The sequence below is a fragment of the Flavobacterium sp. T50_26 genome (assembly GCF_057652995.1).
Genome location: NZ_JBYFCC010000021.1, coordinates 55,443 through 79,724 on the forward strand (window position 1 = coordinate 55,443; position 24,282 = coordinate 79,724).

26 protein-coding genes are annotated in these 24,282 nt (G+C 31.7%); 15 read left to right on the plus strand and 11 right to left on the minus strand.

The annotated features are described in order from the left end of the window. Positions 1-42: 42 nt before the first annotated feature. The 5 genes from AC23MC_RS12815 to AC23MC_RS12835 all read right to left on the minus strand — a co-directional run bounded on the left by AC23MC_RS12815 (position 43) and on the right by AC23MC_RS12835 (position 5,989). Positions 43-444 carry an OsmC family protein gene (locus tag AC23MC_RS12815; RefSeq protein ID WP_487568748.1) on the minus strand — a complete coding sequence of 134 codons (402 nt, stop codon included), beginning with the start codon at positions 442-444 and terminating at the stop codon, positions 43-45. Beyond that, the gene (locus AC23MC_RS12820; RefSeq protein WP_487568749.1) at positions 444-2,345 is read right to left on the minus strand and encodes a LysM peptidoglycan-binding domain-containing protein; all 1,902 of its coding nucleotides are present in this window, start codon (positions 2,343-2,345) and stop codon (positions 444-446) included. Before AC23MC_RS12820 ends, AC23MC_RS12815 begins: the two co-directional genes overlap by 1 nt. 29 nt (positions 2,346-2,374) lie before the next feature. Continuing rightward, positions 2,375-3,130: a LysM peptidoglycan-binding domain-containing protein gene (locus AC23MC_RS12825; RefSeq protein ID WP_487568750.1), complete on the minus strand. Its 756-nt coding sequence runs from the start codon at positions 3,128-3,130 to the stop codon at positions 2,375-2,377. An 18-nt stretch (positions 3,131-3,148) separates the two neighbouring features. Further along, a complete protein-coding gene (gene guaA / locus AC23MC_RS12830) occupies positions 3,149-4,678 on the minus strand; it encodes a glutamine-hydrolyzing GMP synthase (protein ID WP_487568751.1) in 1,530 nt (509 codons plus the stop codon). A gap of 93 nt (positions 4,679-4,771) precedes the next feature. Beyond that, positions 4,772-5,989 carry a porin gene (locus AC23MC_RS12835; RefSeq protein ID WP_487568752.1) on the minus strand — a complete coding sequence of 406 codons (1,218 nt, stop codon included), beginning with the start codon at positions 5,987-5,989 and terminating at the stop codon, positions 4,772-4,774. A gap of 92 nt (positions 5,990-6,081) precedes the next feature. Between AC23MC_RS12835 and prmA the strand changes: the two genes are divergently transcribed. The 4 genes from prmA (at position 6,082) to AC23MC_RS12855 (ending at position 9,252) form a co-directional block, all read left to right on the plus strand. Further along, positions 6,082-6,918 carry a 50S ribosomal protein L11 methyltransferase gene (prmA, locus tag AC23MC_RS12840; RefSeq protein ID WP_487568753.1) on the plus strand — a complete coding sequence of 279 codons (837 nt, stop codon included), beginning with the start codon at positions 6,082-6,084 and terminating at the stop codon, positions 6,916-6,918. 115 nt (positions 6,919-7,033) lie between these two features. Continuing rightward, positions 7,034-7,309 carry an ATP-dependent Clp protease adaptor ClpS gene (locus tag AC23MC_RS12845; protein WP_112085378.1) on the plus strand — a complete coding sequence of 92 codons (276 nt, stop codon included), beginning with the start codon at positions 7,034-7,036 and terminating at the stop codon, positions 7,307-7,309. A gap of 6 nt (positions 7,310-7,315) precedes the next feature. Next, entirely contained in the window at positions 7,316-8,593 is a 1,278-nt protein-coding gene (locus AC23MC_RS12850; RefSeq protein ID WP_487568754.1) for a sterol desaturase family protein, read from the plus strand. Further along, the gene (locus AC23MC_RS12855) at positions 8,593-9,252 is read left to right on the plus strand and encodes a lysoplasmalogenase (protein ID WP_487568755.1); all 660 of its coding nucleotides are present in this window, start codon (positions 8,593-8,595) and stop codon (positions 9,250-9,252) included. Before AC23MC_RS12850 ends, AC23MC_RS12855 begins: the two co-directional genes overlap by 1 nt. Here AC23MC_RS12855 and AC23MC_RS12860 read toward each other — a convergent pair. Then, positions 9,249-9,515, minus strand: a complete 267-nt coding sequence (locus tag AC23MC_RS12860) for a heavy-metal-associated domain-containing protein (RefSeq protein WP_487568756.1) — start codon at positions 9,513-9,515, stop codon at positions 9,249-9,251. The genes AC23MC_RS12855 and AC23MC_RS12860 overlap by 4 nt on opposite strands. Before the next feature lie 179 nt (positions 9,516-9,694). On the opposite strand from AC23MC_RS12860, the gene AC23MC_RS12865 reads away from it, so the two are divergent. Further along, positions 9,695-12,502 carry a helix-turn-helix and ligand-binding sensor domain-containing protein gene (locus AC23MC_RS12865; protein WP_487568757.1) on the plus strand — a complete coding sequence of 936 codons (2,808 nt, stop codon included), beginning with the start codon at positions 9,695-9,697 and terminating at the stop codon, positions 12,500-12,502. 42 nt (positions 12,503-12,544) lie between these two features. Here AC23MC_RS12865 and AC23MC_RS12870 read toward each other — a convergent pair whose 3' ends face one another. Both AC23MC_RS12870 and AC23MC_RS12875 read right to left on the minus strand, forming a co-directional pair. Further along, a complete protein-coding gene (locus AC23MC_RS12870; protein ID WP_487568758.1) occupies positions 12,545-12,958 on the minus strand; it encodes a DUF6691 family protein in 414 nt (137 codons plus the stop codon). A 3-nt stretch (positions 12,959-12,961) separates the two neighbouring features. After that, on the minus strand, positions 12,962-13,510 hold the full coding sequence (locus tag AC23MC_RS12875) for a YeeE/YedE family protein (protein WP_487568759.1): 549 nt from the start codon (positions 13,508-13,510) through the stop codon (positions 12,962-12,964). Positions 13,511-13,616: 106 nt separating this feature from the next. Between AC23MC_RS12875 and AC23MC_RS12880 the strand changes: the two genes are divergently transcribed. From AC23MC_RS12880 to AC23MC_RS12890, 3 genes are read left to right on the plus strand one after another with little or no spacing between them, the layout of a single operon-like run. Next, entirely contained in the window at positions 13,617-14,078 is a 462-nt protein-coding gene (locus tag AC23MC_RS12880; protein WP_487568760.1) for a 2-dehydro-3-deoxyphosphooctonate aldolase, read from the plus strand. A 56-nt stretch (positions 14,079-14,134) separates the two neighbouring features. Next, positions 14,135-14,953 carry a 3-deoxy-8-phosphooctulonate synthase gene (gene kdsA / locus AC23MC_RS12885; protein WP_487568761.1) on the plus strand — a complete coding sequence of 273 codons (819 nt, stop codon included), beginning with the start codon at positions 14,135-14,137 and terminating at the stop codon, positions 14,951-14,953. A gap of 20 nt (positions 14,954-14,973) precedes the next feature. Then, positions 14,974-15,819, plus strand: a complete 846-nt coding sequence (locus AC23MC_RS12890; protein ID WP_487568762.1) for a hypothetical protein — start codon at positions 14,974-14,976, stop codon at positions 15,817-15,819. A gap of 80 nt (positions 15,820-15,899) precedes the next feature. Here the strand turns inward: AC23MC_RS12890 and AC23MC_RS12895 are convergent, their stop codons facing one another. Together AC23MC_RS12895 and AC23MC_RS12900 are read right to left on the minus strand one after the other, a co-directional pair. Further along, positions 15,900-16,505, minus strand: coding sequence for a response regulator transcription factor (locus AC23MC_RS12895; RefSeq protein ID WP_487568763.1), 606 nt, complete (start codon positions 16,503-16,505; stop codon positions 15,900-15,902). Then, positions 16,506-18,281: a tetratricopeptide repeat protein gene (locus AC23MC_RS12900; RefSeq protein WP_487568764.1), complete on the minus strand. Its 1,776-nt coding sequence runs from the start codon at positions 18,279-18,281 to the stop codon at positions 16,506-16,508. Positions 18,282-18,529: 248 nt separating this feature from the next. On the opposite strand from AC23MC_RS12900, the gene AC23MC_RS12905 reads away from it, so the two are divergent. Further along, positions 18,530-19,510, plus strand: coding sequence for a hypothetical protein (locus AC23MC_RS12905; RefSeq protein WP_487568765.1), 981 nt, complete (start codon positions 18,530-18,532; stop codon positions 19,508-19,510). A gap of 20 nt (positions 19,511-19,530) precedes the next feature. Here the strand turns inward: AC23MC_RS12905 and AC23MC_RS12910 are convergent, their stop codons facing one another. Next, positions 19,531-19,884 carry a DUF1801 domain-containing protein gene (locus AC23MC_RS12910; protein ID WP_487568766.1) on the minus strand — a complete coding sequence of 118 codons (354 nt, stop codon included), beginning with the start codon at positions 19,882-19,884 and terminating at the stop codon, positions 19,531-19,533. A 76-nt stretch (positions 19,885-19,960) separates the two neighbouring features. On the opposite strand from AC23MC_RS12910, the gene AC23MC_RS12915 reads away from it, so the two are divergent. The 6 genes from AC23MC_RS12915 (at position 19,961) to AC23MC_RS12940 (ending at position 24,215) form a co-directional block, all read left to right on the plus strand. Then, positions 19,961-20,584, plus strand: coding sequence for a hypothetical protein (locus AC23MC_RS12915; RefSeq protein ID WP_487568767.1), 624 nt, complete (start codon positions 19,961-19,963; stop codon positions 20,582-20,584). A 130-nt stretch (positions 20,585-20,714) separates the two neighbouring features. Next, positions 20,715-21,011 carry a winged helix-turn-helix domain-containing protein gene (locus tag AC23MC_RS12920; protein WP_487568768.1) on the plus strand — a complete coding sequence of 99 codons (297 nt, stop codon included), beginning with the start codon at positions 20,715-20,717 and terminating at the stop codon, positions 21,009-21,011. Between the two features lie 45 nt (positions 21,012-21,056). Next, on the plus strand, positions 21,057-21,722 hold the full coding sequence (locus AC23MC_RS12925) for a DUF1361 domain-containing protein (protein ID WP_487568769.1): 666 nt from the start codon (positions 21,057-21,059) through the stop codon (positions 21,720-21,722). Then, positions 21,715-22,038: a hypothetical protein gene (locus AC23MC_RS12930; RefSeq protein ID WP_487568770.1), complete on the plus strand. Its 324-nt coding sequence runs from the start codon at positions 21,715-21,717 to the stop codon at positions 22,036-22,038. Before AC23MC_RS12925 ends, AC23MC_RS12930 begins: the two co-directional genes overlap by 8 nt. Before the next feature lie 28 nt (positions 22,039-22,066). After that, positions 22,067-23,410: a cell envelope integrity protein CreD gene (gene creD / locus AC23MC_RS12935; RefSeq protein ID WP_487568771.1), complete on the plus strand. Its 1,344-nt coding sequence runs from the start codon at positions 22,067-22,069 to the stop codon at positions 23,408-23,410. A 208-nt stretch (positions 23,411-23,618) separates the two neighbouring features. Beyond that, positions 23,619-24,215, plus strand: a complete 597-nt coding sequence (locus AC23MC_RS12940) for a hypothetical protein (RefSeq protein ID WP_487568772.1) — start codon at positions 23,619-23,621, stop codon at positions 24,213-24,215. Positions 24,216-24,282: the final 67 nt, after the last annotated feature.

Sequence of the window (24,282 nt, forward strand, 5' to 3'; positions counted from 1 at the left end):
TCATTGTCTTACAACCGATAACGGATAACAGAAAACAGATAGCTATTTCCAATTAAAAATCACTTCCTTTTCAATATCCGGATGCAAGCTCAACATCACAGGACAAGTCATGGCAGCTCTTTCTAGTATAGTTTTGGTTTTATCGTCTGCTTCAAGATTCATATTTAAAACAGTGATAATTTTAGCTATTTTTCGAGGTTCGGATTGCATAATTTTAGTAACTTCTACAGTTGAGCCTGTTAAATCTACATTCAAATCCCTTGATTTTATTCCCATAATAGAAATCATACAAGTGGCTAATGAATTGGCAACTAAATCTGTGGGAGAAAAAGCTTCTCCTTTTCCGTGATTATCTTTTGGTGCATCTGACAAAATTTCTGTACCGGATTGCACATGAACCGAAGTGGTTCTTAATTCGCCAATATATGTTACTTTTGAAGTCATTATTCTACTGGTTTAGCTATTAAATCCTCATCATAACGCATAATATAAACACCTTTGTTTGAATAACCTGAAGCTAATTTTTTCTCGTAATCAAATTTGTTTTCAATACCCTCGCTTGCAGTATTTTGGATGGTAGTTTCGAAATCTTCATCTTGCGAAAGTCGTAACATCGTATCAAAAACTAAATCAAAACCGCGAATAGCATATTGATTTGGATAAACGTTATTTTTCTTTTTGTAACTAGTTGCAAAACCTAATGATTCTGAGGTGTCTTGAAATTTAGCCAACGAAGGAAAAATAATATTTTGTCTTAAAATTCTAGGAAAAACCTCATCTGTTTCAAAGGTTGGATTAATATCTAAAACTACTAATTCTGTTCTATAACCAGCACTTTTTGCGTTATTACATTGATTTAAAGCATTAAAAATCATTCCGGTTGATGCAGTTTCTAAAATAAAATAATTTACTTTATTCTTAGAAAGTTTTGGGGTAATACTATCACCAATAACACCGCCTTTTTCACCTAGAGGAGCAATAAAAATGTCTTTATGATTTTCTTCAATAAATTGTTTAGTAGATCCTTTTTTTCTGTCAATCAAGGCAATCATATTACCTTCTTTAGAACGAATGTAATCAAACATCACATTTTTCACGAAATCACCGGATGGCATCGATTGATACAAATTGCTATAGGATTTTGACGTTTCTCGTAAGGGTGAAATAACTGGAACATTGTGTGGATTTAGAAGCTCTGTAGCTTTTTCAACATATTGAGGATAAAATGGTCCTATAACAGCATGAGCTTTATCAACATTGTTATTTCGAATGATTGGAAGCACGTTGGAAGAACTTTTCGTTTCTTGAGAATCAAATATTTTCACGTTAAAATTAAGTCCTAATCGCTTAGCCGAATCAATTGCCATTAAAGCACCTGAGTAAAAATCCAACGTCATGTTTAAAAATCCATCACGTTTTAACCTAGCTTGAGTGGATAATGTGGTATCACTTTCGATATTAGAAATATTAAAAGGCAGTAAAAGCACAATCTCTTTTTTGTCTTTAACAGAAATCGATTTGCTCAAATCTTTTACTTCTCGAACATTTCCCGTGTTTAATGACACATTTGCAGGAACTTTTATCGTCATTCCATCTTTTACACCTTCTTTTAATTCCGGATTCAAAGCAATTAACTCATCTTGACTTAAACGAAATGTTTTAGATAATCCAAATAAAGTTTCTTTTGGTTTTACTTCATAAGTTAAGTACTTTCCGTTTTTTGGAACTTCAATTTTCTTTGCAGGAGTTGAAGTGGTAGTTTCAACTGATTTCCCCTTTTTAATGATTAATTTTTGTCCTATTGTTAAACCTGATTTCGCTTCAGGATTCAATAATTCTAATTCTTCAACCGTAATATTATGTTGTTTGGAAATGCCATACATTGTTTCTTTGGGCTGAACTTCATGATAAACTGCTTGCCCGTTTGAAATTACTTCTTGTTTAGCTTCTTGTTTTTTTCCGTTAATTTGAATGGTTTGTCCTATTTTTAGGCCTTCCATTTTAACTTCAGGATTTAAACGTTCTAATTCTTCAACCGAAGTATTATATTGTTTTGCAATTCCGAAAAGTGTTTCTTTAGGCTGAACTTCATGAGTTTTTGAATTTCCGTTTAGCTCTTTGTTAACAGCTGAAGTAGGAATAAGTAAAGTTACATTTTCCTGAATTCCATTTTGAGCATCGGGATTCAACCGATAAATATCGTACGGAGTAACTTTATATTTTTGGGCAATTTGAGTAATCGTTTCTCCTTTGGCAACTGTGTGCTTTTTATAATTAGAAGGCTGAGCCATCAAAAAATTGGTGACACTTAAAAAGATAATTACCGTTTTAAATACTAATTTCATTCTTGTAGGTTGATACATTTTAAACGCAGTTAATTGGCTTTAATTGTTAATACTTGTCCGGCTTGTAATCCATTTTTTAAAACTCTTTCATTCTGACTCAAAATAGCGTCAATGGAAACATTATATTTTTTTGATAATCCGTATAACGTTTCATGTGGAGCAACTTTATGTTTAAAAATTTCTCCGGCATTTGGTTTAATAGTTGCTGTTCGAACTTCTTTTTTTTGTTGAACAACATTATCATTTTTGTTATTACCAACAATTGTGCCATCCGGAATTTTTAATGTTTGTCCGGCTTGCAAATTATTATTCATCAAAATAGTATTTGCATTTTTTAATTCATCAACCGAAACATTATACAATTTTGATAAACCATAAAGTGTTTCACCAGCTTTTACTTTGTGATCCAATCGATTGGTAACTTTTGTAACTTTAGCTTCTGATTTTTGAGCTTCTTTTGGCTCTTCAACCGTCTTCTTAAGCTTTATTTCCGGTTCTTTTGAATCTGTTTTAGTGGTATATTTTTCATTCGGAATATCAATTATGGGTGACTTTTGAGGAGCATAAAACTCCAACACCATTCCTTCTTTTACACCATCAATAGCAAATCGATTAGCTCTGTAAATTTCGGCCGGATCAACTACATATTTTTTTGAAATATCTAAAACAGTTTCACCCGAAGCTACTGTGTGTTTCACAGCATCCATTCCGGGTTTCACTACGGTTTGTGAAAAAGTGATTTGGGGGCTTAGCAATATCATTGCTCCAAACAAAAACTTCTTCATCTTTATTAATCTTATAAATTATTCCCACTCAATCGTTGCCGGCGGTTTAGAACTGATATCATATACAACACGATTCACTCCTTTTACCTTATTGATGATTTCATTGGAGATTTTCATCAAAAAATCATACGGTAAATGAACCCAATCTGCGGTCATTCCATCAGTAGATTCCACGGCTCGTAACGCCACTACTTTTTCGTAGGTACGCTCATCGCCCATTACTCCTACGCTATTCACCGGAAGTAAAATGGCACCCGCTTGCCATACTTGATCATAAAGTCCGTGTGATTTTAGACCTTCGATAAAGATAGCATCAACTTCTTGCAATATACGAACTTTTTCTTTTGTTATATCTCCTAAAATTCTGATGGATAATCCCGGTCCCGGAAACGGATGTCTTCCCAATAATTCGGGGTCAATTCCGAGGGATGCTCCTACTCTACGCACTTCATCTTTAAACAACATTCGCAATGGTTCAACGATTTTTAGCTTCATAAAATCAGGTAAACCTCCTACGTTATGATGCGATTTTATGGTTGCAGATGGTCCTTTAACAGAAATAGATTCTATTACATCAGGATAAATTGTTCCTTGAGCCAACCATTTCACATCTTCAATTCGGTGAGCTTCGTCATCAAAAACTTCGATAAAAACTCGTCCGATGGCCTTTCGTTTGGCTTCCGGTTCTTCGATTCCGGCTAATTGATCTAAAAATCGATCAGCGGCATCAACACCTTTCACATTCAAACCCATTCCTTTGTATTGATCTAATACATTTTGGAATTCATTTTTACGCAATAAACCATTATTTACAAAAATACAATACAGATTTTCGCCAATAGCTTTGTTTAATAAAACAGCTGCTACGGTAGAATCTACTCCACCTGAAAGTCCTAAAACAACTTTATCTCCTTTGATTTTTTCTTGTAATTCGGCTACAATTTCATCCACAAAAGCATTGGGTGTAAAGTTCTGAGGAACTTCAGCAATTCGAACTAAAAAGTTTTCCAACATTTGTTTTCCATCTGTTGAATGATATACTTCCGGATGAAATTGAATAGCATAGGTTTTTTCACCTTCAATACGATAAGCGGCATTATCAACATCCTTTGTACTGGCTAATTTTACACCATTTGTTGGTAGTTTTTTGATGGTATCGCTATGACTCATCCATACTTGACTATTGAGAGCCACTTCTTCAAAAAACGGATCGTGGTCGTCAACAAAACTCAAATTGGCTCTTCCGTACTCGCGTGTGTTGGATGGAGCTACTTCGCCACCATCAAAATGAGCCAAATATTGAGCACCATAACAAACAGCAAGCAAAGGCATTTTGCCTCTAATTTGTGATAAATCGGGATGAGGAGCATCATCTGCTCGAACAGAAAAAGGACTACCGGAAAGAATTGTAGCTTTAAAGCTTGACAAATCTTCGGGAACTTTGTTATAAGGAAAAATTTCGCAGAATATGTTTAATTCTCGAACTCTTCTCGCAATAAGTTGTGTGTATTGCGAACCAAAATCTAAAATAAGTACGTTGTGTTGCATGGGCAAAAATAGCTATATTCTAGGAAAGTGAAAAACAGTTTCCAAGTTAAATTTTAATTAATTAAAATGTGTTGAGTATAAGTTAACTAGTCTTTAAATTCCTATTTCAACTTGAAAGCGAATGTACCAGTTGGTTTTACTACTTCCGTCAAAATAAGTCAAATCATCTAAGGTAATTTCTGATTGTAATTTAAAAGCGTGTTCCCATAAATATTTTGTCACACCTATACTGTATTGTTTTGTATGTGGAGTAAAACTTTGAATATCTTCGTTAACCTTTTGTGTTGAAAATCGTCCGATTACTTCATAATTTGTTGAAAAAATATAACTCAGTTGATAATCAAAACCTTCACCAACATAAACATAATTAAAATCAGTTATATCTTCGGGATTGAAGGCTAGCGGATTTTTGGCAGTTCGATTCATATAGGAACTCATCAAAGACCAACCATTATATTTCAACATAGCATCAACTAAAATTGATTCCATTGTTTTCTTCTGAAATAAATCAGACCCCAATTGACCCTGTGTTTGACGGGCTTTTACATTTCTATGAAACGTTCCTGAAAGTAACAATTTAGGTTTTTGTTCACGAGCAATATCGCCTTCAAAATTTGTACCATCTTTGGAAAAAGCTCCTAGAGGAAAAAGTTCCACTCTTCCGGTTAACGCAAATCCGTCATCTGGACTTTTGGTAACATTTCGACCATTTCCAGTACTGATGGCAGATTTTAAATTGTATGAGAATTTATCCTTTTTTTCATTCAAAAAATAAGTCTGAAATCCGAAATCACGGTCAATGTTAAAACGAGAATTATTGATAGAACGATCGGTTAATTGCAAAGCTCCTGAGGAATTGACACGTTGACGATTTCCCGGTAATTTAGTTTGTCCGAAAGCAAAACTCCAATGTTTATTTGGTCGATAAAACATAACCGCATCACGAATAATATTGATGTTTTCGCCTTCTTCAATTTCTCCCACATCACCTGGAGCAAAGGACAATTGAATGGCGTACAAAAATTTTGGATTTCCTACATAACCATCAAAACGCAATCGCAATCTACGAATTTGTCCGTCATAGGCATCCTCTTGATCTTCATTGTTTAAATAAGTCAATCTGTTTTGCATTCTAAAACGGATGTTCAATTGAAAAATACTGTCTGGTGAAGTCAGCCCCAAACCTCTTCCATAATTATAATAAGGTAATGTTGCTAATTTTAAATCGTTGTCTTTTGTACTAAATTTAATATCTTGAGCAATTGAAAATGAAGATAGTAACAAAAATAAAAGTAGAAATTTTGTTTTCATTTGTGGTAGTTGTGTTTGCTCGGCAAAAGTAATTTAATTTTTGTAATGTAAAACTATTGTAGTGGGATTGTTACCTTTGCAAAAAAAACAAAATGTCAAATATATATTTAGGATATCATTTTACGGTTGAACCGAAAGAATTAGGTTGCGAAATTTTAGTGGCCGAATTGGGCGAAAAACCTTTTGAAAGTTTTATTGAAACCGAATTCGGTGTAACAGCTTTTGTTCAAAAAAACCTTTGGTCAGAGGATATTTTGGATGATATTTTCATTTTAACTTCTCCTGAATTCACTATTTCTTTTCATGTAGAAGAAATTGAACAAGTGAATTGGAACGAAGAATGGGAGAAAAATTTTGATGCAATAGATGTTGATCGAACGTGTTATGTTCGAGCACCGTTTCATCCAAAAACCGATGCAGAATATGATATTATTATCGAGCCAAAAATGAGTTTCGGAACCGGTCACCATGAAACGACACATATGGTTATTCAACATTTATTGGAAACCGATTTGGTTGGTAAAAAAACGTTGGATATGGGCTGCGGAACTGCCATTTTAGCCATTTTAGCCGAAATGAAAGGTGCCAAACCAATTGATGCGATTGACATTGATAATTGGTGTTATTTGAATTCAATTGAAAATGCAGAACGAAATAATTGCAAGCATATTACCGTTTATGAAGGAGATGCTTCATTATTGGTGGATCAAAAATATGATGTAATTATTGCAAATATCAACCGAAATATTCTTTTGAATGATATGAATCGCTACGTTAATTGCTTAAATCAAAATGGTTTATTATTTTTGAGTGGATTTTACACCGAAGATATTCCTGCCATTGATGAATGTTGCCAAAAATTAGGCTTGAAATTGGAAAAAACGATTGAACGGAATAATTGGGTGAGTTTGAAATATCAGTTGAGATAGTTGGATTTTTAGATTGTTGGATTTTTAGATTGTCAGACTGTCAGATTTTTAGATTGTCTGATTCTTCGAAAAATCTAAAAATCCAACAATCTAAAAATCTTTTAAAATAAAAAAAATGAGTACGATAGAAAAAATTCAAGAAGAAGTTTTAGTCGAAGAAGCCGTTGGGATTAACAACGAAATTGTGCTTTTTAATGATGATGTCAACACATTTGATCACGTGATTGACACGTTAATTCGTGTTTGCAGTCACACCAGCGAACAAGCCGAACAATGTGCGATTTTGGTTCACTACAAAGGAAAATGCACTGTAAAAACCGGAGATTTTGATGAGCTAAAACCGCAATGTACACAGTTGTTGGAAGCTGGTTTGAGTGCCGAAATTATATAAAAACAGTTGGAACAATACGGAAAAATACTCATTATCGCCATGCCGGCATTTCTGTTACTCATTGTAATTGAAAAAGCCTATGGCTATTTTAGAGGAAACGACACGGCTCCGTTAATGGATACCGTTTCGAGTTTGAGTTCCGGAATTACCAATGCTACAAAAGATGTGTTAGGAATTAGCATTTCGATTTTGACCTATGATTGGATGGTTTCAAAAGTCGCGATTTTTACGATTGAAAACACAATTCTAACTTACCTAATTGCCTTTTTTGTCATTGATTTTTATGGTTATTGGACGCATCGCTGGTCGCATCAAATCAATATTTTTTGGAATAAACATGCCATTCATCACAGCAGTGAAGAGTTTAATTTAAGTTGTGCTTTGCGACAATCCATTTCTTCTTTCGTAAATTTATTTACTTTTTTATTAATTCCGGCTGCATTTTTAGGCGTTCCGGCAACAGTTATTGCAATTGCTCTTCCGTTGCATTTGTTTTTGCAATTTTGGTATCATACCAAACATATTGGCAAAATGGGTTTTTTAGAAAAAATTATAGTTACACCTTCGCACCATCGAGTTCATCATGCGATTAACAAAGAATATTTAGACAAAAATCACGGACAAATTTTTATTTTTTGGGATAAATTGTTTGGCACTTTTCAAGAAGAACTAAACGAAGTTCCGGCTGTTTATGGTATAACAAGACCTGCTCAAACTTGGAATCCGATAAAAATTAATTTTCAGCATTTGTGGTTGTTGATTCAAGATGCTTGGCGTACTGAAAATTGGAAAGATAAATTTACAATCTGGTTTAAACCAACCGGTTGGAGACCGGAAGGCTTTGAAGAAAAATACCCGGTTCACAAAATTGAAGATGTGTATGCTTTTGAAAAATACAATCCAAAACATTCAAAATTTTTAACCTATTATTCAATTTTTCAACTTTTCATGACCTTGGGATTTGTAAGTTATTTGTTTGCAAATATTGGAACAATTGGTTTGCCAAACATTTTTGTGTATGGTTTGTTCATTTTTATCACAATTTATAGTCTCACTGAATTGATGGATACGAATCCAAATGCTTACTTTTTTGAATTATATCGATTGCTTTTTGGTTTTGGAATTGTGTTTTTTTACGGTGATTGGTTTGGATTAAATTCAGTTATTCTGTTTAGTAATTATGCTCTTGGATTTTATTTTTTAGCTTCCTTCGGGTTTTCCTATTACTTTTCTACGTATGAATTTACAGGTTTTAAAAATGCATCAAAACCAATCAATTCATAATGAAAATAGAAAGATTTACTCGTAGTTTTATTGTAATTTGTTTTTTATACTTACTTCTACTACTATCAGGAAAAGAAGATATGGCTTGGTGGTTAAAGCCACTATTAATTCCGTTTTTAATTAGTATTGTTGCTATTTCAGATAAATTTTCAACACAAAAAACACTACTTTTTGCCCTATTCTTTTCATGGATTGGCGATGTTTTATTACTGTTTTCAGATAAACATCCGCTCTTTTTTATTTCTGGATTAGTAGCTTTTTTAATCGCTCATTTGGTTTACATTTTCTTATTTCAAAACCAAAATAAAATTAATAGAACCAAAATTTATTTGCGATTTAGTCCGATTGTAATAATTTATCTTTTAGGAATTTTAAGTGTATTATGGTCATCGTTAAACGAAATGAAAATTCCTGTTACCATTTATGCATTTGTGATTTCCACAATGCTTTTAATGAGTATCAAATCCTATTTTGAGTGGAAAAAACCAGCCAATCTTTTGGTGTTAATTGGTGCTGTATTATTTGTTATTTCTGATAGCATTTTAGCCATCAATAAATTCTATGCACCAGTACCAATGAGTTCATTTTTGATAATGAGTACGTATTTAGCTGCTCAATTTTTTATTGTAAAAAGTGTTTTGATAAATAACAAAGTCTAACTTATTCTTCCAATTGCACAACTCACATACGATTTTGCTTTTTCACCCAATGAATTCGTTTCACCTTCCTCTGGGTAGCCTAAATTATGGAGTGTAGATTTTACTTCTATTAAATCTGATTCATTTTCATATTCAAATGAAACTGTTTGTTTTTCATTATTAACTTCTACTTTTGAGATATTAGCTAACACATTTAGTTTTTTAGTAATTGTGTTAGCACAACCATGACATTTTAGATTTTGTATTTTAAGTGATGTTTTCATTATTAAAGAGTTTTATCCAACAAACATAGTTCTTTGAATAATGAATAAATGTGACAAAAGTCACACAAGAAAATAATTTTATTTAATTTTAATGGTAGAAAGTTGTATTTTTATGCTTTCAAACGACTAATTTCCTTATGCTTCACCAATTTTTTGATTTAAAAAAGAGCCAACTGTTCATGCTTAATTGGATTTTAAAGTGCTATATTTTTTCTATAGCTTTTATAGGTCTTTCACAAGAATTGCCACCCATTATTAAATATCCACCAAGTACCTACAAAGCCGGTAATCAAAACTGGATGATGACGCAAAACAAACAAAACATCATGTATTTTGCCAATAATGATGGTTTGCTAGAATTTAACGGTTCAGAATGGCAACTTTATCCTTCACCAAACGAGACAATCATTCGATCGGTCAAAGTTATTGAAAACAGAATTTACAGTGGTTGCTACATGGAATTTGGGTATTGGGAACGAAAACCAAATGGATTATTAAAATATACTTCGTTAAGTGAAAAAGTAAAAGCAAAAATTCTGGATGATGAACAGTTTTGGAACATTTTGCAATTTGATCATTGGGTTATTTTTCAGTCATTGAATCAAATTTTTATTTATGATACAAAAAATCAGACGTTCAAATCTATTAAACCCGAATCCGGTATTTTTAAAGCCTATTCCGTAGCAAAGTCAATTTATTTTCAAACGGTTAAAGATGGTTTTTATGAAATAGAAAATGGTGTAAGTAAACTAATTTCAAAAGATCCTTTCTTTATTAACAACAAAATTGTTTCCATTTACAAGCGAAATAATGCACTGCTTTTGTTAACGCAATATGATGGTTTTTATGAATTTAAAGAAAATAAACTATCTAAATGGATAACCGATTCTGATGCTGAACTAAACAACAGCAGTGTTTATTGTGCTCAAAAATATTCAGACGACAGTTATTTAATTGGAACTGTTTCTAATGGAATTTTTATTATTAATTCTGAAGGAAAAACGCTTTATCACATTACACAAAACAAAGGAATTAGTAACAATACTGCTCTTTCTTTGTTTGAAGATGCTGATAAAAATATCTGGATTGGATTGGATAATGGCATCAATTGTGTTAACTTAACTTCGCCAATACGAAGTTTTTATGACGATACAGGAATTTTAGGAACCGTTTACGCCTCCATATTACACAATGATAATTTGTATGTTGGAACCAATCAAGGATTATTTTATAAAAACAAAGACGGATACGATACTTTTAAATTTGTTTCGGGAACAAAAGGTCAAGTTTGGTCGCTTTTCTCTCATGAAAACACGTTATTTTGTGGCCACGATTCAGGAACATTTTTAATTGAAAATCAATCTGCAAAATCTATTTTTAACGGATCCGGAACTTGGAAATTTGAACCAAGTCCGTTTAATAAAAATTTACTTTTACAAGGAAATTATTATGGAATTTCTGTTTTGGAAAAAATAAATAATACATGGCAGTTTAAAAATAAAATTAAAGGCTTTGACTATTCGTCGAAATATTTTGAACTATCCGGTTCCGATGAAATTATAATTAGTCATGAATACAAAGGAATTTTTAGAATAAAAACCGACCCCAATTATTCAAAAGTTACACTTTTTGAAACTCATGAAAATCCTAAAAAAGGAAAAAATGCTAGTATAGCAAACTTTAATAAAACAATATATTACGCTTCAAAAGATGGCATTTTTGCATTTAACAATAAGAGTAAGAAATTTGAGAAAAGTAAAAAATTAAGTGCTGTTTTTGAAAAAGACGAGTACCTCTCAGGAAAATTAATGACCGATAAATCAAATCGTCTTTGGTTTTTTTCTAAAAATTACATCAATTATTTTTCTTATGGAAAATTGAGTACAACATTAAAACACAATGTGATTCCAATCCCTTCATCGCTCACCAATTCAATGTTGGGTTATGAAAATATTTCTCAACTTTCTGAATCGTTATACTTGGTTGGCACAACAGACGGTTATTATACAATCAATATAGATGATTTGATGTTTAACAATAATCACCTTCATATTACAACCATTGCAACCAACAAACACAATGAGACATTAACTTTTGAATCTATTAATGAAAGTGGAAGTTTTGATTCTAACAACAACAATATCACATTTTCCTACACAGTTCCTAAGTATAATAAATATATAATCGCCGAATTTCAATACAAATTGGAAGGATTTCAAAATGAATGGAGCGAATGGAGTTCAAAATCATCTGTGAATTTTAAAAATCTTCGACCCGGAAAATATACTTTTGTTGTAAGGTCAAAAATTGGAAATTCTATCAGTGAAAATTCTGAAAAATATAGTTTTACAATTTTAAAACCATGGTATTCTACTAATCTTGCTTTAATTATTTATATTTTATTGTTGGTTGTTTTGGCTTTTTTTATAAATAAAGCATATCAAAATCATTATTTAAAACAACAAGAAAAACTAATTGAAGAAAATAATCGCCTGTTAGAAATTAAAGAACTTGAAACAGAACAGGAATTAATGCGTATAAAAAATCAACAATTAGAACATGACTTTGAAAGTAAGAATAGAGAGTTGGCTGCCTCTACAATGAATCTAATAAAGAAAAATGAATTGCTTTCAATGATTAAAGAGGATTTAAAGAACACAACCGAACCATTGCAGAACAAAAGCATAAAATCAGTAATAACCAACATTAACAAAAACATTAATGAGGAAGATAGTTGGAATGTTTTTGTAGATGCTTTTAACAATGCCGACAAAGACTTTTTAAAGAAAATTAAAATTGCTCACCAAAGCTTAACACCAAATGATTTGAGGCTTTGTGCTTTTTTAAGGCTGAATCTTTCTTCAAAAGAAATTGCTCCTCTGCTAAATATTTCTGTTCGAAGTGTAGAAATAAAACGATATAGATTACGCAAAAAAATGGATTTACCGCATGAAAAAGGACTTGTCGAATATATACTTTCGATATAAAAAAAATAAAGCGTTTACTATTAATTGATTATAAGCTTTTTTTTAATGTGGTAATTTATCTTTTATTAATCCGTATAAAAATGTACCGAAAATAGCTCCAAAAAGAACAAAAGCAACATTATAAAACCCAGCTCCTAAAAGAATAAAAATTGGTCCGGGACAAGCTCCAACCAATGCCCAGCCTAAACCAAACAAAATGCCACCAATCCAGTAACGGGCATTTCCTTTTTCTTTATCTAAAATTTCAATAGGCATGCCATCAATGTCTTTCAAATTTCTTCGTTTGATAATTTGAATGCCAATTATTCCTGTTACAATCGCTGTACCGATAATGCCATACATATGAAATGATTGAAAATGAAACATCTCATAAATTCTGTACCATGAAACAGCCTCGGTTTTGGTTAGTACTATTCCGAAAAGGATTCCAACAAGCAAATATTTAAGTAAATTCATACGTTAGAAGATTAATGGTAAAAGAAAATGAGCCATGATTAATCCGCCAATAAAAAAACCAATTACTGCTTTTAGCGAAGGTATTTGAAGATTACTCAATCCGGATATCGCATGACCGGAAGTGCATCCGCCGGCATAACGACTTCCAAACCCAATAAATATTCCTCCGATAATCAAAATCAAAATCATTTTTGGCGAAGAACTTTCAAATAGTGAATTGGGTAATAACTTTCCGTTAGGCTCATCTATTCCCATCAATTTTAATTGTTCAATTGTTTTTGGATTGATGGAAACGTTTGAAGCATCGTTTAAAAATTGAACGGCAATAAATCCGCCAATCATGGTTCCAACAACAACAACCAAATTCCACCTTTGGCTTTTCCAATCCCAGTCAAAAAAAGGAATTTTTTTTCCTATTCCTGTCATCGCACAAAGCGAACGAAGGTTAGACGACATTCCAAAAGTCTTTCCGAAATAAATCAAAAGTAGCATTACTATACCAATTAAAAAACCGGAAATAGACCAGTGCCAAGTTTGTGAAAGTAGCTCCATATCATTTTTTTTACAAAAATAGAATATGAACTGCGTTATAACAAATGAAATTGCAAATGTTATCAGAAAAAACTTTTACCTTTGACTAAAATTTGTATACAATTAGATGAAAAAACTTAGCTTAGCATTCTTGCTTTTTATTGCAATTTTTAGTGTTTCCTGCGGTGGAATCAAAAATACTATCAAAAACATTGATGATTCAGCTCCAACACCTATGTTAAAAAAAGATAATTCTTTTGTTTTAACCGAAGTTAGTGATGACTCAAAATATGGATATGATTCTGATTATCCTATCAATATTTATTATCGAACTACATCAAACGACACTATTAATCAGGAGCGTTTTCTAAAAGCACTAGCAGGACCAAATGGTGAAAAATTATTTTATAGAAAAGTTGAAAGCTGCTGCCCATTTCCAACAAAAAGAAGTGAAGTTGGTGCCGGTTTTTTGGATGTATATCAACTCCATTGGGTGGGATGTAAAAAACCATTATTACTCTATTTCAACATTTATGAAAAAGGAAAATTGATGGTTCCAAAAGGTTTAACCGCCAAAAAAGATGAGTAACATAAGTTACAAAATCTTTTTAAATTATTCGTACTTTTGCACCTTAACTACCAACTATGGATATCACTAAAATACCTCAAATAAAACATACAAACAGCGGAAACTTCTTTGTTTTAGCCGGACCTTGTGCCATTGAAGGCGAAGAAATGGCTTTAAGAATTGCAGACCGTCTGGTACAAATTACCGATAAATTAGAAATTCCTTATGTATTCAAAGGCTCCTTTAAAAAAGCAAACCGATCCAGAATAGATAGTTTTTCAGGAATTGGTGATGAAAAAGCCTTAAAAATTTTACAAAAAGTATCACAAACTTTTGGTATACCAACTGTAACCGATATTCATACCAATGAAGATGCAGCAATGGCAGCTGAATATGTAGATATTTTGCAAATACCAGCTTTTTTAGTTCGTCAAACCGATTTAGTAGTGGCTGCAGCAAATACCGGAAAAACAGTAAATCTGAAAAAAGGACAATTTATGAGTCCGGAAAGTATGAAGCATGCCGTTCAAAAAGTATTGGATTGCCAAAACGAAAATGTAATGGTAACCGATCGCGGAACAATGTTTGGCTACCAAGATATGATTGTAGATTTTAGAGGAATTCCAACCATGAAACAATTTGCAACAACTGTTTTAGATGTTACACATTCACTCCAACAACCCAATCAAATGTCGGGCGTAACCGGTGGTCGTCCGGATATGATTGAAACCATCGCCAAAGCAGGAATTGTAACCGGGGTTGACGGAATTTTTATTGAAACCCATTTTGACCCGGCAAATGCCAAAAGTGATGGAGCCAACATGCTTCATTTAGATTATTTTGAAAATTTAATGACCAAATTAGTCGCTATTCGAAAAACCATTAATCAATTCTAAACTTTCTTATAAACAATCCAGTGAAAAATCAATCGCTATTGATTGTGCTCTTTTTTTGTGCCTTTTTTCAACACATATCAGCCCAAGACGTTCCGGCAACTCCTGAAAAATACACAGCCCACAACAAAGGAAAATTCTATCTTTATTGGGGAGGAAATCGAGAAACTTTTTCAAAATCAGACATCCGTTTCAAAGGAGCTGATTATGATTTTACTTTATATGATGTTTCTGCTCACGACAAACCTAAAGGTTGGCATGTTGATTATATCAATCCATGCAGAATGACCATTCCGCAAACTAATTTGAGAATAGGTTATTTTATTACCGATAAATACAACATATCGGTAGGTTTTGACCACATGAAATATGTGATGTATCAAGACAGAGCTGTTGATTATTCAGGTTTTTATCCAAATCAAGGAAACTTTGGAGAAACTTTGCCAAATGGACAAGTTTTGTTAACCGAAGATTTTTTAACTTTTGAACACACTGACGGTTTAAACTACGTGAATACAGAAATTGCAAGAGTTGATGATATCTCAAAATGGTTTAGTATTAACAATACCGATTTGCTTCAAATTAATTTAACTGAAGGTGTTGGCGGAGGATTTTTATACCCAAAAACAAACACAAAACTTTTTGATAAAGAACGTCATGATGATTTTCATGTTTCCGGTTACGGACTTTCAGCAAAAGCAGGATTGAATATTACTTTTTTAAAATATTTCTTTATTCAAGGTGAATTAAAAGGTGGTTATATTAATATGAACGACATTAGAACCACAAATGATAAAGCCGACAGTGCCGAACAGGATTTTTGGTTTTTTCAGAAGATTTTGGTATTTGGTGGAATTTTTAGGATTTAAAACACATAAAATGTTTTTAAAAATATTTTTTTGTAACGTGTTTAATTTCAAGACTCTGTTGAATGAATATTACAAAAAATTTATTTGTTCAAATGAGCGATAAGTTGCCCACGACTTTTAATGTCTAATTTACCAAAAATATTTTTAAGATGAGTTTTAACGGTATTGACAGATACAAATTGTGCTTGAGCAATTTCATAATTTGTTTTTCCCGTCATTAAATGTTGCACTACTTCAATTTCTCTTGCAGTTAATTCAGATTTATTGATTTTATTTAATTTTTGAATAAGGGTATCATTATGAGGTCGCCATTTTTCAAAATTTGCCAGACCAACTTGAATAGCTGCAGAAAGTCCACCAAAACTAATAGGTTTTACCAAATAGCCTGAAGGAAAAGTTTCTTTTGCAATGTTTAATGTTTTTTCATCAAAAAATGAAGTTATATAGATGAATGGTATACCAAAGTCTTCACTTAATCTCTTCCCAAAGAAAATGCCATCATCACGATTTCCGATCCTGATATCTATTAAAGCAAAATTAGGATTCTTACGCTCAACTTCAATTAATGCATTTTCAAAGTCATAACATAAGGCTACTACACTATGCCCTATCTCTTCGCAAAAATCTTTTAAATCCATTGCAATAATAGGTTCATCTTCTAGAATTATTATTTCAAGCGTTTTCATTTAATTAGGATTAAAATTTAACAAAAACAAAGTTCCATTATCATTTTTAAATATGATTTTTCCATTCAACTTATTACTAAAAGCTTGTATAAGTCGCATACCTAAAGACTCATTTGAATTTTGAAAATTACTATTAATGCCAATTCCGTTGTCTTTGACTAGTAAATTTAAAGTACCATCAATTGACTTCTCTAATTTAATATCTATAACCCCATTTGAGCTATTAATAAAAGCATATTTAAATGCATTTGACAATAATTCATTTAAAATTAAACCCAAACTCATTAGTTTTTCTATGTCTAGATTAATGTCTTCTATTTGTGTGTTAATTTGTATAGATTTTTCAGGTATTTGATAAGTAATATATAATTGTTGTATTAGTTTTTCAATATATTCAATTGGTTTTTGTTCTAATGATTGATTGTGATTGTATATATTTTGATGAATAATTGACATAGCTTGAATTCGAGAAACACCATCGTCAAATATTTTTTTAGATTCTGGATCTTGTACCCTACGCACATGCATGTTGAGTAAACTGCTGATTACCTGTAAATTATTTTTAACTCTGTGATGAATTTCTTTTACCAAGTCTTCTTTTTGATTTACCAAGATATTTAATTTTTTATTACTTAAATGAAGCTTATACCTTAACCATAATAACCAAAAAGCAAGTATTAATAAAACAGACGAAATAATACTAATAATCCAAATTGCCTTTTCTTTATTTTGTATAATCGTTTTGCTTAGTTCAATTTCTTTTTCTTTTTCCTTGGTTTGATAAATGGTTTCTAATCTATCCATTTCTTTTTTTCGATCTGCTTGAATTACCATACCCGAAGTTTCATTATACAATTTTAAATGTTCAAAAGCAGATTTAAAATCACCAGTTGTTGAGTCTATAACAGTGTAAATTTTATATGCTTCTATCATCTCATGTGGCATGTCTAATGAATCGCCGCTTCTTATGGCTTGATTAAGGTAAAAACGACCATCATCAAATTTTTCCATTTTAACATATAAATTTGCGATACTTAAATAAGAATTAATCAAATTATTTTTTTCATTTACTTTCTTTTGAAATTCTAACGAACGTTTTAAAAATGATTCTGCTGTGTCAAATTGATTCAAATACATATAAACAATTCCAAGGTTATTCATTGCATTAGACATTCCTGCCATATCATTAGCTTTTTCTTTCAATTTTAATGATTGCTTGTAAACTTCAATTGCATTTTTATATTTTTTTTGAACACGATAGATTGCTCCTATGTTGTTTAGTGCAGCCGCAACCCTAACTTCGTTGTTCGTTTTTTTGTATAACTCTAAAGCTTTTTGATAATATACCAATGCTCGATCATATTCTTTTTGATAAAAATACAAGACACCTATGTTTAAATTTGTTGTTGCAATACCTTCTACATCACCTAACGCTTCTTTTAATTCGATGGATTTGGAATAAAAATAATATGCACTATCTGCAATTCCAATATAATCATAAGACAATCCAACAACATGATTCGCCCAAGCCAGCATTTTTTTGTTTTTAATTTTTTTAGAAATCGTCAAGCCTTTAAGAGCATATATTTTGGCTTGTTCATTATCTACTCCAACAAGTTCTGAAGCTAGATTACAATAGGCATACACAGTCAGTGTATCTTGCTTAGGAGACTTTAGAAATAAAATTAAGCTATCAATTTTTACTTTATTTTGTGCAGTACCGGCTATAAAAACTAAACACAAAAATATTACTATATAAAATTTATGTTTATTCATATTACAAATTATATCATCAATAAAAATCTTATCAATTTAACTTATGAAAAGTAATCAATATTTTTTTAAATCTATCTAAATTATACCTTCCTTTAAACAAATCACCCAAAAGTAGCAGTTGAACCATCCGTAAAATATACAAATTTGTAATTGAATTTAAATTTTGACTTTCAAAATTTTGAAAAAACTATTTTCTTTCAACCAATTAATTTATATGTATTATGCTAAGGAGATTTGTAATCATTTTAATGGTTAGTATTAGTTCAATTTCAATTCATGGTCAAGTTGGAATAAACACAACTGCACCAAAATCTACACTTGATGTTGAAGGTAAACCAGGAATTTCTACTGAAATTGATGGCATAAAAGCACCAAATATTTCCGGAAACGAATTAAGAGATAAAGATGCCATTTATGGTACAGATCAAACAGGTGTAATTGTCTATGTTACTTCAATTCCATCGCCTATATCGATAAAAACAATTCATATTAATGAAATAGGTTACTATTTTTTTGATGGATCGAGTTGGAAAAAACTATCCTACAGCAGTTTAAATGAAATTGGAGATATAAAAAGCAGTGTCAAAACAACAGACCATAATGGATGGATTTTGTTAGATGGAAGGCTAGTCGCTACTCTATCAGCAACGCAACAAACAAATGTTTTTAGCTTATTCGGTGGCACTACGCTTAATCTTCCTGATGCTTCAAATAAAATAGTCGTACAAGGTGGCACAGTTGGTACAACATCTACTGCAACAAACATTACACAAAATCAACTACCAAATGTTACCCTTACTGGATTTACAAATTTCGGCGGAGGTCATTCACATACTGTTGATCCAGCTCCAGTTTCAACTAGTAGTAATGGTAGTCATACACATACCCACAACGCTAATCGTAACGCAACAGATGATTATTATGGCTTAGTTAGAGCTACGTTTTCAGATGGCGGTGGTGCTTCCTCAGTGACTACTGCATCTGGATTAGCCGGATATAATGGCCGAGTTAACGCCGGTTTTAACGGAAACCCAAGAGCACTTTCTATTAATTCGGGTGGAGACCACACGCATACCATTGATATTCCATCAACAGCAACAAATACCGTTAGTGACCATTTTCATTCTTTACTAACAACTTCAATAAATGGTGGTGTTATTCAACAAAGTCTTACTACTGATAATTTACCACAACTTAATGTAAATATGTTTGTTTATTTGGGGTTCTAAAATTATATAATTTTTGAAGCCTATTTTTCATAAAATAGCCTTTGTTTTTTTATCAAATCAATTATGATTTCATTATCAATTTCATGAATTGAAAAATAGCGTAATGATTTAAATGTATTTCGTTTTTCTCCATTTAAAAACTCCGAATGATTTTGAAGTTGATAGCCTTTATTAAAAGCTAAATCAACAAACTTGCCTTTGTGACTGGCATTTATGAAACAAAATGGTTTATTGTTTACATAATAATATGGGATTTTCCATTTGAACAATAAAACAGCTTCCGGTAGCTCCTTTTCAATAATTACTTGCAAATTCAGTATTATATCCCGGTATAATTCGGGTTGATTTAAAATATATTCTTCAGCTGGTTTCATTTTTCAAAAATAAATTAAAAAATGTTTGGTTGTAAAAAATTTTATAATTTACTTTGCATCTCAAAGTACTTTAAAAATGGAAAACGAGAAATACCTCAACGACCTTTCTGAAATCAAAAATTTGATGAATCGTTCCTCACGCTTTTTATCGTTGAGCGGACTATCTGGAATTTTAGCCGGAACATACGCATTAATTGGTGCATATTTGGCTTATAAAACGATTTACTTTGATACGTCAACAATGGGAGCCTATAAAAATTTAGTAATTTCAGAAGAAGCCGTTATACGATTATTTGTTATTGCTGTATCTGTAGCTTTACTCTCTTTATTAACTGGAATTCTATTGAGCATTCAAAAAGCAAAAAAGAACAATGAAACGATTTGGAACAGCACCGCAAGACGATTAGTGATCAATTTTTTAATTCCATTAGCTACAGGAGGTTTTTTTATTATATTTCTTATTGAAAAAGAAATGTTAGGTTTAGTTGCACCGCTTACCTTAATCTTTTATGGATTAGCTTGTGTAAATGCAAGTAAATATACAATAGGAGGTGTTCGCTATTTAGGATTAACTTTTATTGTTTTAGGTTTACTTTCTACTTGGTTTTTGGGCTATGGATTATTATTTTGGGCATTAGGTTTCGGCGTTTGCCACATTTTATATGGTAGTATTATGTATTTTAAATATGAAAGGGAGTAGATAATTGGATTGTTCGATTGTTCGATTATCTGATTGTTAGATTATTCGACTTTTGGATTTTTAAATTTCTTTCAATTTTTCAAATTTTATTTATCAGTGTTCAAAAAAATTAATTCCTTTCCTTTGTAAAATGAAAAACATCATACAAAATATAAACAAAGCCTTTGACCATCGAATCCGACTGGGCATTATGTCGATTTTGATGGTGAACGAAAGTGCCGATTTTACTACACTAAAAGAATTGTTAGGTGTCACCGATGGCAACCTTGCCTCGCATGCCAAAGCCTTAGAATCTGAAGAATACATCGCCATTGAAAAACAATTCATCGGAAAAAAACCCAACACCAGCTACAAAGCTACCAAACTCGGAAAAAAAGCCTTTCAAGATCATATCGAAGCTCTCGAAAAATTAATCAGAAAAAATTAACCTATTTTTTTAAATTTTAACTTTGAAAAACAAAGTGCTTTACAAATGAAAAAACTAACTTACTACCAAAGCATCAGGAAAAATGAAGTGATTGTATTTGCTACGCTAACTCTTTTCTGCTTTCTTTTATTATTAATTAGAGCAAAAGTGACACAAAGTGTTTTCTTTTTCTTTTTAATATGGAATTTATTTCTCGCCTTCATCCCCTACTTAATTTCATTTTTTCTTTTCACTTCAGTCACTTTTCAAGAAAGGAGATTTTTACGAATCGGAACCCTTTTGGTTTGGTTGCTGTTTCTGCCAAATTCCTTTTATCTATTAACCGATTTTGTACATATCAACAAATTTCCGGATGTTCCGTTTTGGTTTGATTTGGTGTTGGTTTCCTCCTTCTCAATTACGGGATTTGCATTGGGATTATTTTCTATTCGAACCATCGAAAAAATTATAGAACTGCATTATTCCAAAATTCAAAGTAAGATAATGCTGTTTTGCATTCTCTACTTAACCGCTTTTGGTATTTATCTCGGACGATTTCTGCGATTCAACAGTTGGGATTTACTGGCTAATCCAATCGATTTATTTGCTTCTTGTGTGGATTGTCTTTTCATGCGAGATGTTCAAAACTTCACCATCGGATTCGGAACATTTCTGTTGGTTTTATACTTCGTATCAAGCTCTATAGTTTCTAAAAATTATCATCATGACTAAACAAACGTATGCTATAGTAAACGGTCAACTGTCAACGCAAATTGCTATTTTTTCATTTGGCATTGGCACGGTTTTGTTTTTAACACATCAACTATTCCCAACTGTAGATCTCATAATTATTATTGGAATTTACTATGTAATGACAGCATTATTAATCAATAGTCTAGTATTACTCAACCTGATTCATCATTTTATTTTTTTCCGAAATCATCGGGAATATTTTGGTATTAAAATCCTTATCATATTGGCTAATCTTCCAATTGCAGCAGGCTATTTTTATATAACCATTAATCGTATCAATCTATTTAATTTCTAAAAATCAATTAATCTAAAAATCAAAAATCATGGAAAAACAAACCAATTTCTTTCAGTCCAACACCGCAAAAATCATTATGGTTGGCTTTCTAACGCTCATTTTATTGATTCCGCTTCAATTTGTGAAAAGCTTAATTGAAGAACGTTCCTTACGTCAAAAAGAAGTCGTCTCAGAAACTTCCGAAAAATGGGGCGAAGAAATTTATTTTTATGGTCCGATTTTAAAAATTCCATACAAACACACCAGCGAAGTAATTGAATATGACGACAAAACCAACATACAAGTAAAAAAATATGTCACCGAAACCAAACTAGCTTATTTCTTCCCGGAAGAACTGAAAAACACAACCGATGTCACAATGGTCAAACCGTTGCAACGCAGTTTGTATAAGTCGAATGTGTTTAATGCTCAAATGGATTTTTCGGGAAGTTATGTTTTTCCTAACTTCAAAATCAATTCGATTGCGGATGAAAATATTATGTGGGACAAAGCCACTATTTTGATTCGGACAACGAATTTAAAAAGCATCAAAAGTCAAGTGAATTTAAAATTAGGCGATTCGGTTTATCGTTTTGAACCTACGCAAAACAAGCAAAACGATTCGATGTCAACGTTAGAAACCGGTTTGGTGAATTTGCAATCGCTTCAGCAAAATAAAAAGCAAAACTTCACTTTCAACATTAATTATAACGGAAGTAAAATGATTCACTTTGCTCCTATTGGCAAAACGACTTCTTCAAAGATGACTTCCAATTGGCCTTCGCCGAGTTTTTCAGGAAACTTTTTGCCTAATGACAAAAACAAAAAAATCACGTCAAAAGGTTTTGAAGCCGAATGGGAAGTGTTGCACCTCAACCGACCTTTCCCGCAACAATCATTTGAAACATTACCAAATGTGAGACCGCATGCTTTTGGTGTAGATTTCATCACAACGGTAGATGAATACCAGCAAAATGAACGAGCTTCGAAGTACGGATTTTTAGTGATTGGATTAACGTTTTTGATCTTTTTTCTCATCCAAAGCATTAGTAAAATCAACATACATATTTTTCAGTATTCGATGATTGGTTTGGCGTTGATTATGTTTTATACGTTGCTGATTTCGATAACAGAACACAGTAGTTTCACGTTGGCGTATGTGGTTGCGGGAGCTTCGGTAATTGTGTTGATATCGCTCTACTCCATCTCAATTTTAAAGAATAAAAAGTTTCCGGCTTTCATCGGGATTTCGCTAACGTTTTTATACACCTTTATTTTTGTAATTATTCAAATGGAAGATTATGCATTGTTGGTTGGTAGTATCGGATTGTTCTTGATTTTAGCCGCTGTGATGTATTTTTCCAGAAAGATTGATTGGAGTTCGGGGAATTAGGGTTTCACACTAATTTTTATTTTCTCGCAAAGACGCGGAGACGCAAAGGGTTAGCTTTGCTTTGCGGCTTTGCGAGATTATAATTAAGCCATCAAAAAATTAACGTTCATTAAGCTTGCTTGGTGGACCTTTTTTAAATTGAATTTAAAATAGTGAAAATCTAATTAAATAATTCTCTATTTTTATTCTTCTTAATACTACTAAGAAAATGAAAATCGTTATAAGAATTTTAGTTATTATAATTTTTTTTATTAGTTGCTCCAATCCAACTAAAAAAGAAGCGATCGAGTCAGAATCAGTGACTGACCAAGATATTTATATGTTTATCAAAATGGTTTTAAATGATTCAAAAGCTGTAGAAATTCTAGAAGGAACTCAAGATTGGTATATTTTAGATGAATTAAAAATTCCACACTATTTTGACAGTACTAATCATTCAACTTTTAAACTAAGTAATTATTTTACAAATGAAGATTTAAAGTTTATAAAAAAACAGATTGATGAAAGAAAAGAAATGAAATTGGTTCAAGATTCAATTTACCCAAAACAATTACTATCAAGTGAAATAATTGATTCATTAACTAACATTGTTAACAGAGAGGGTTCAGATAGATTAAATAATTTTATTAAAAAATATACACAGAAATTTGGTAATCAATCATATGAGATGTTCAGTTTGCCGGTTTTTTCAAAAGATAAAAAAACAGTATATATTGAAAGGTCTGAACTCAACAGCGGTAGAGCAATTATATATAAAAAAGAAAATGGAAAATGGAAAGAATTTTCAGGGATAATGGTACTATAACATAAACTGTGTAAGTAGAAAAAATAATGGGGTTTTAAAACCCCATTATTTTTTTGTTTAATTTTAT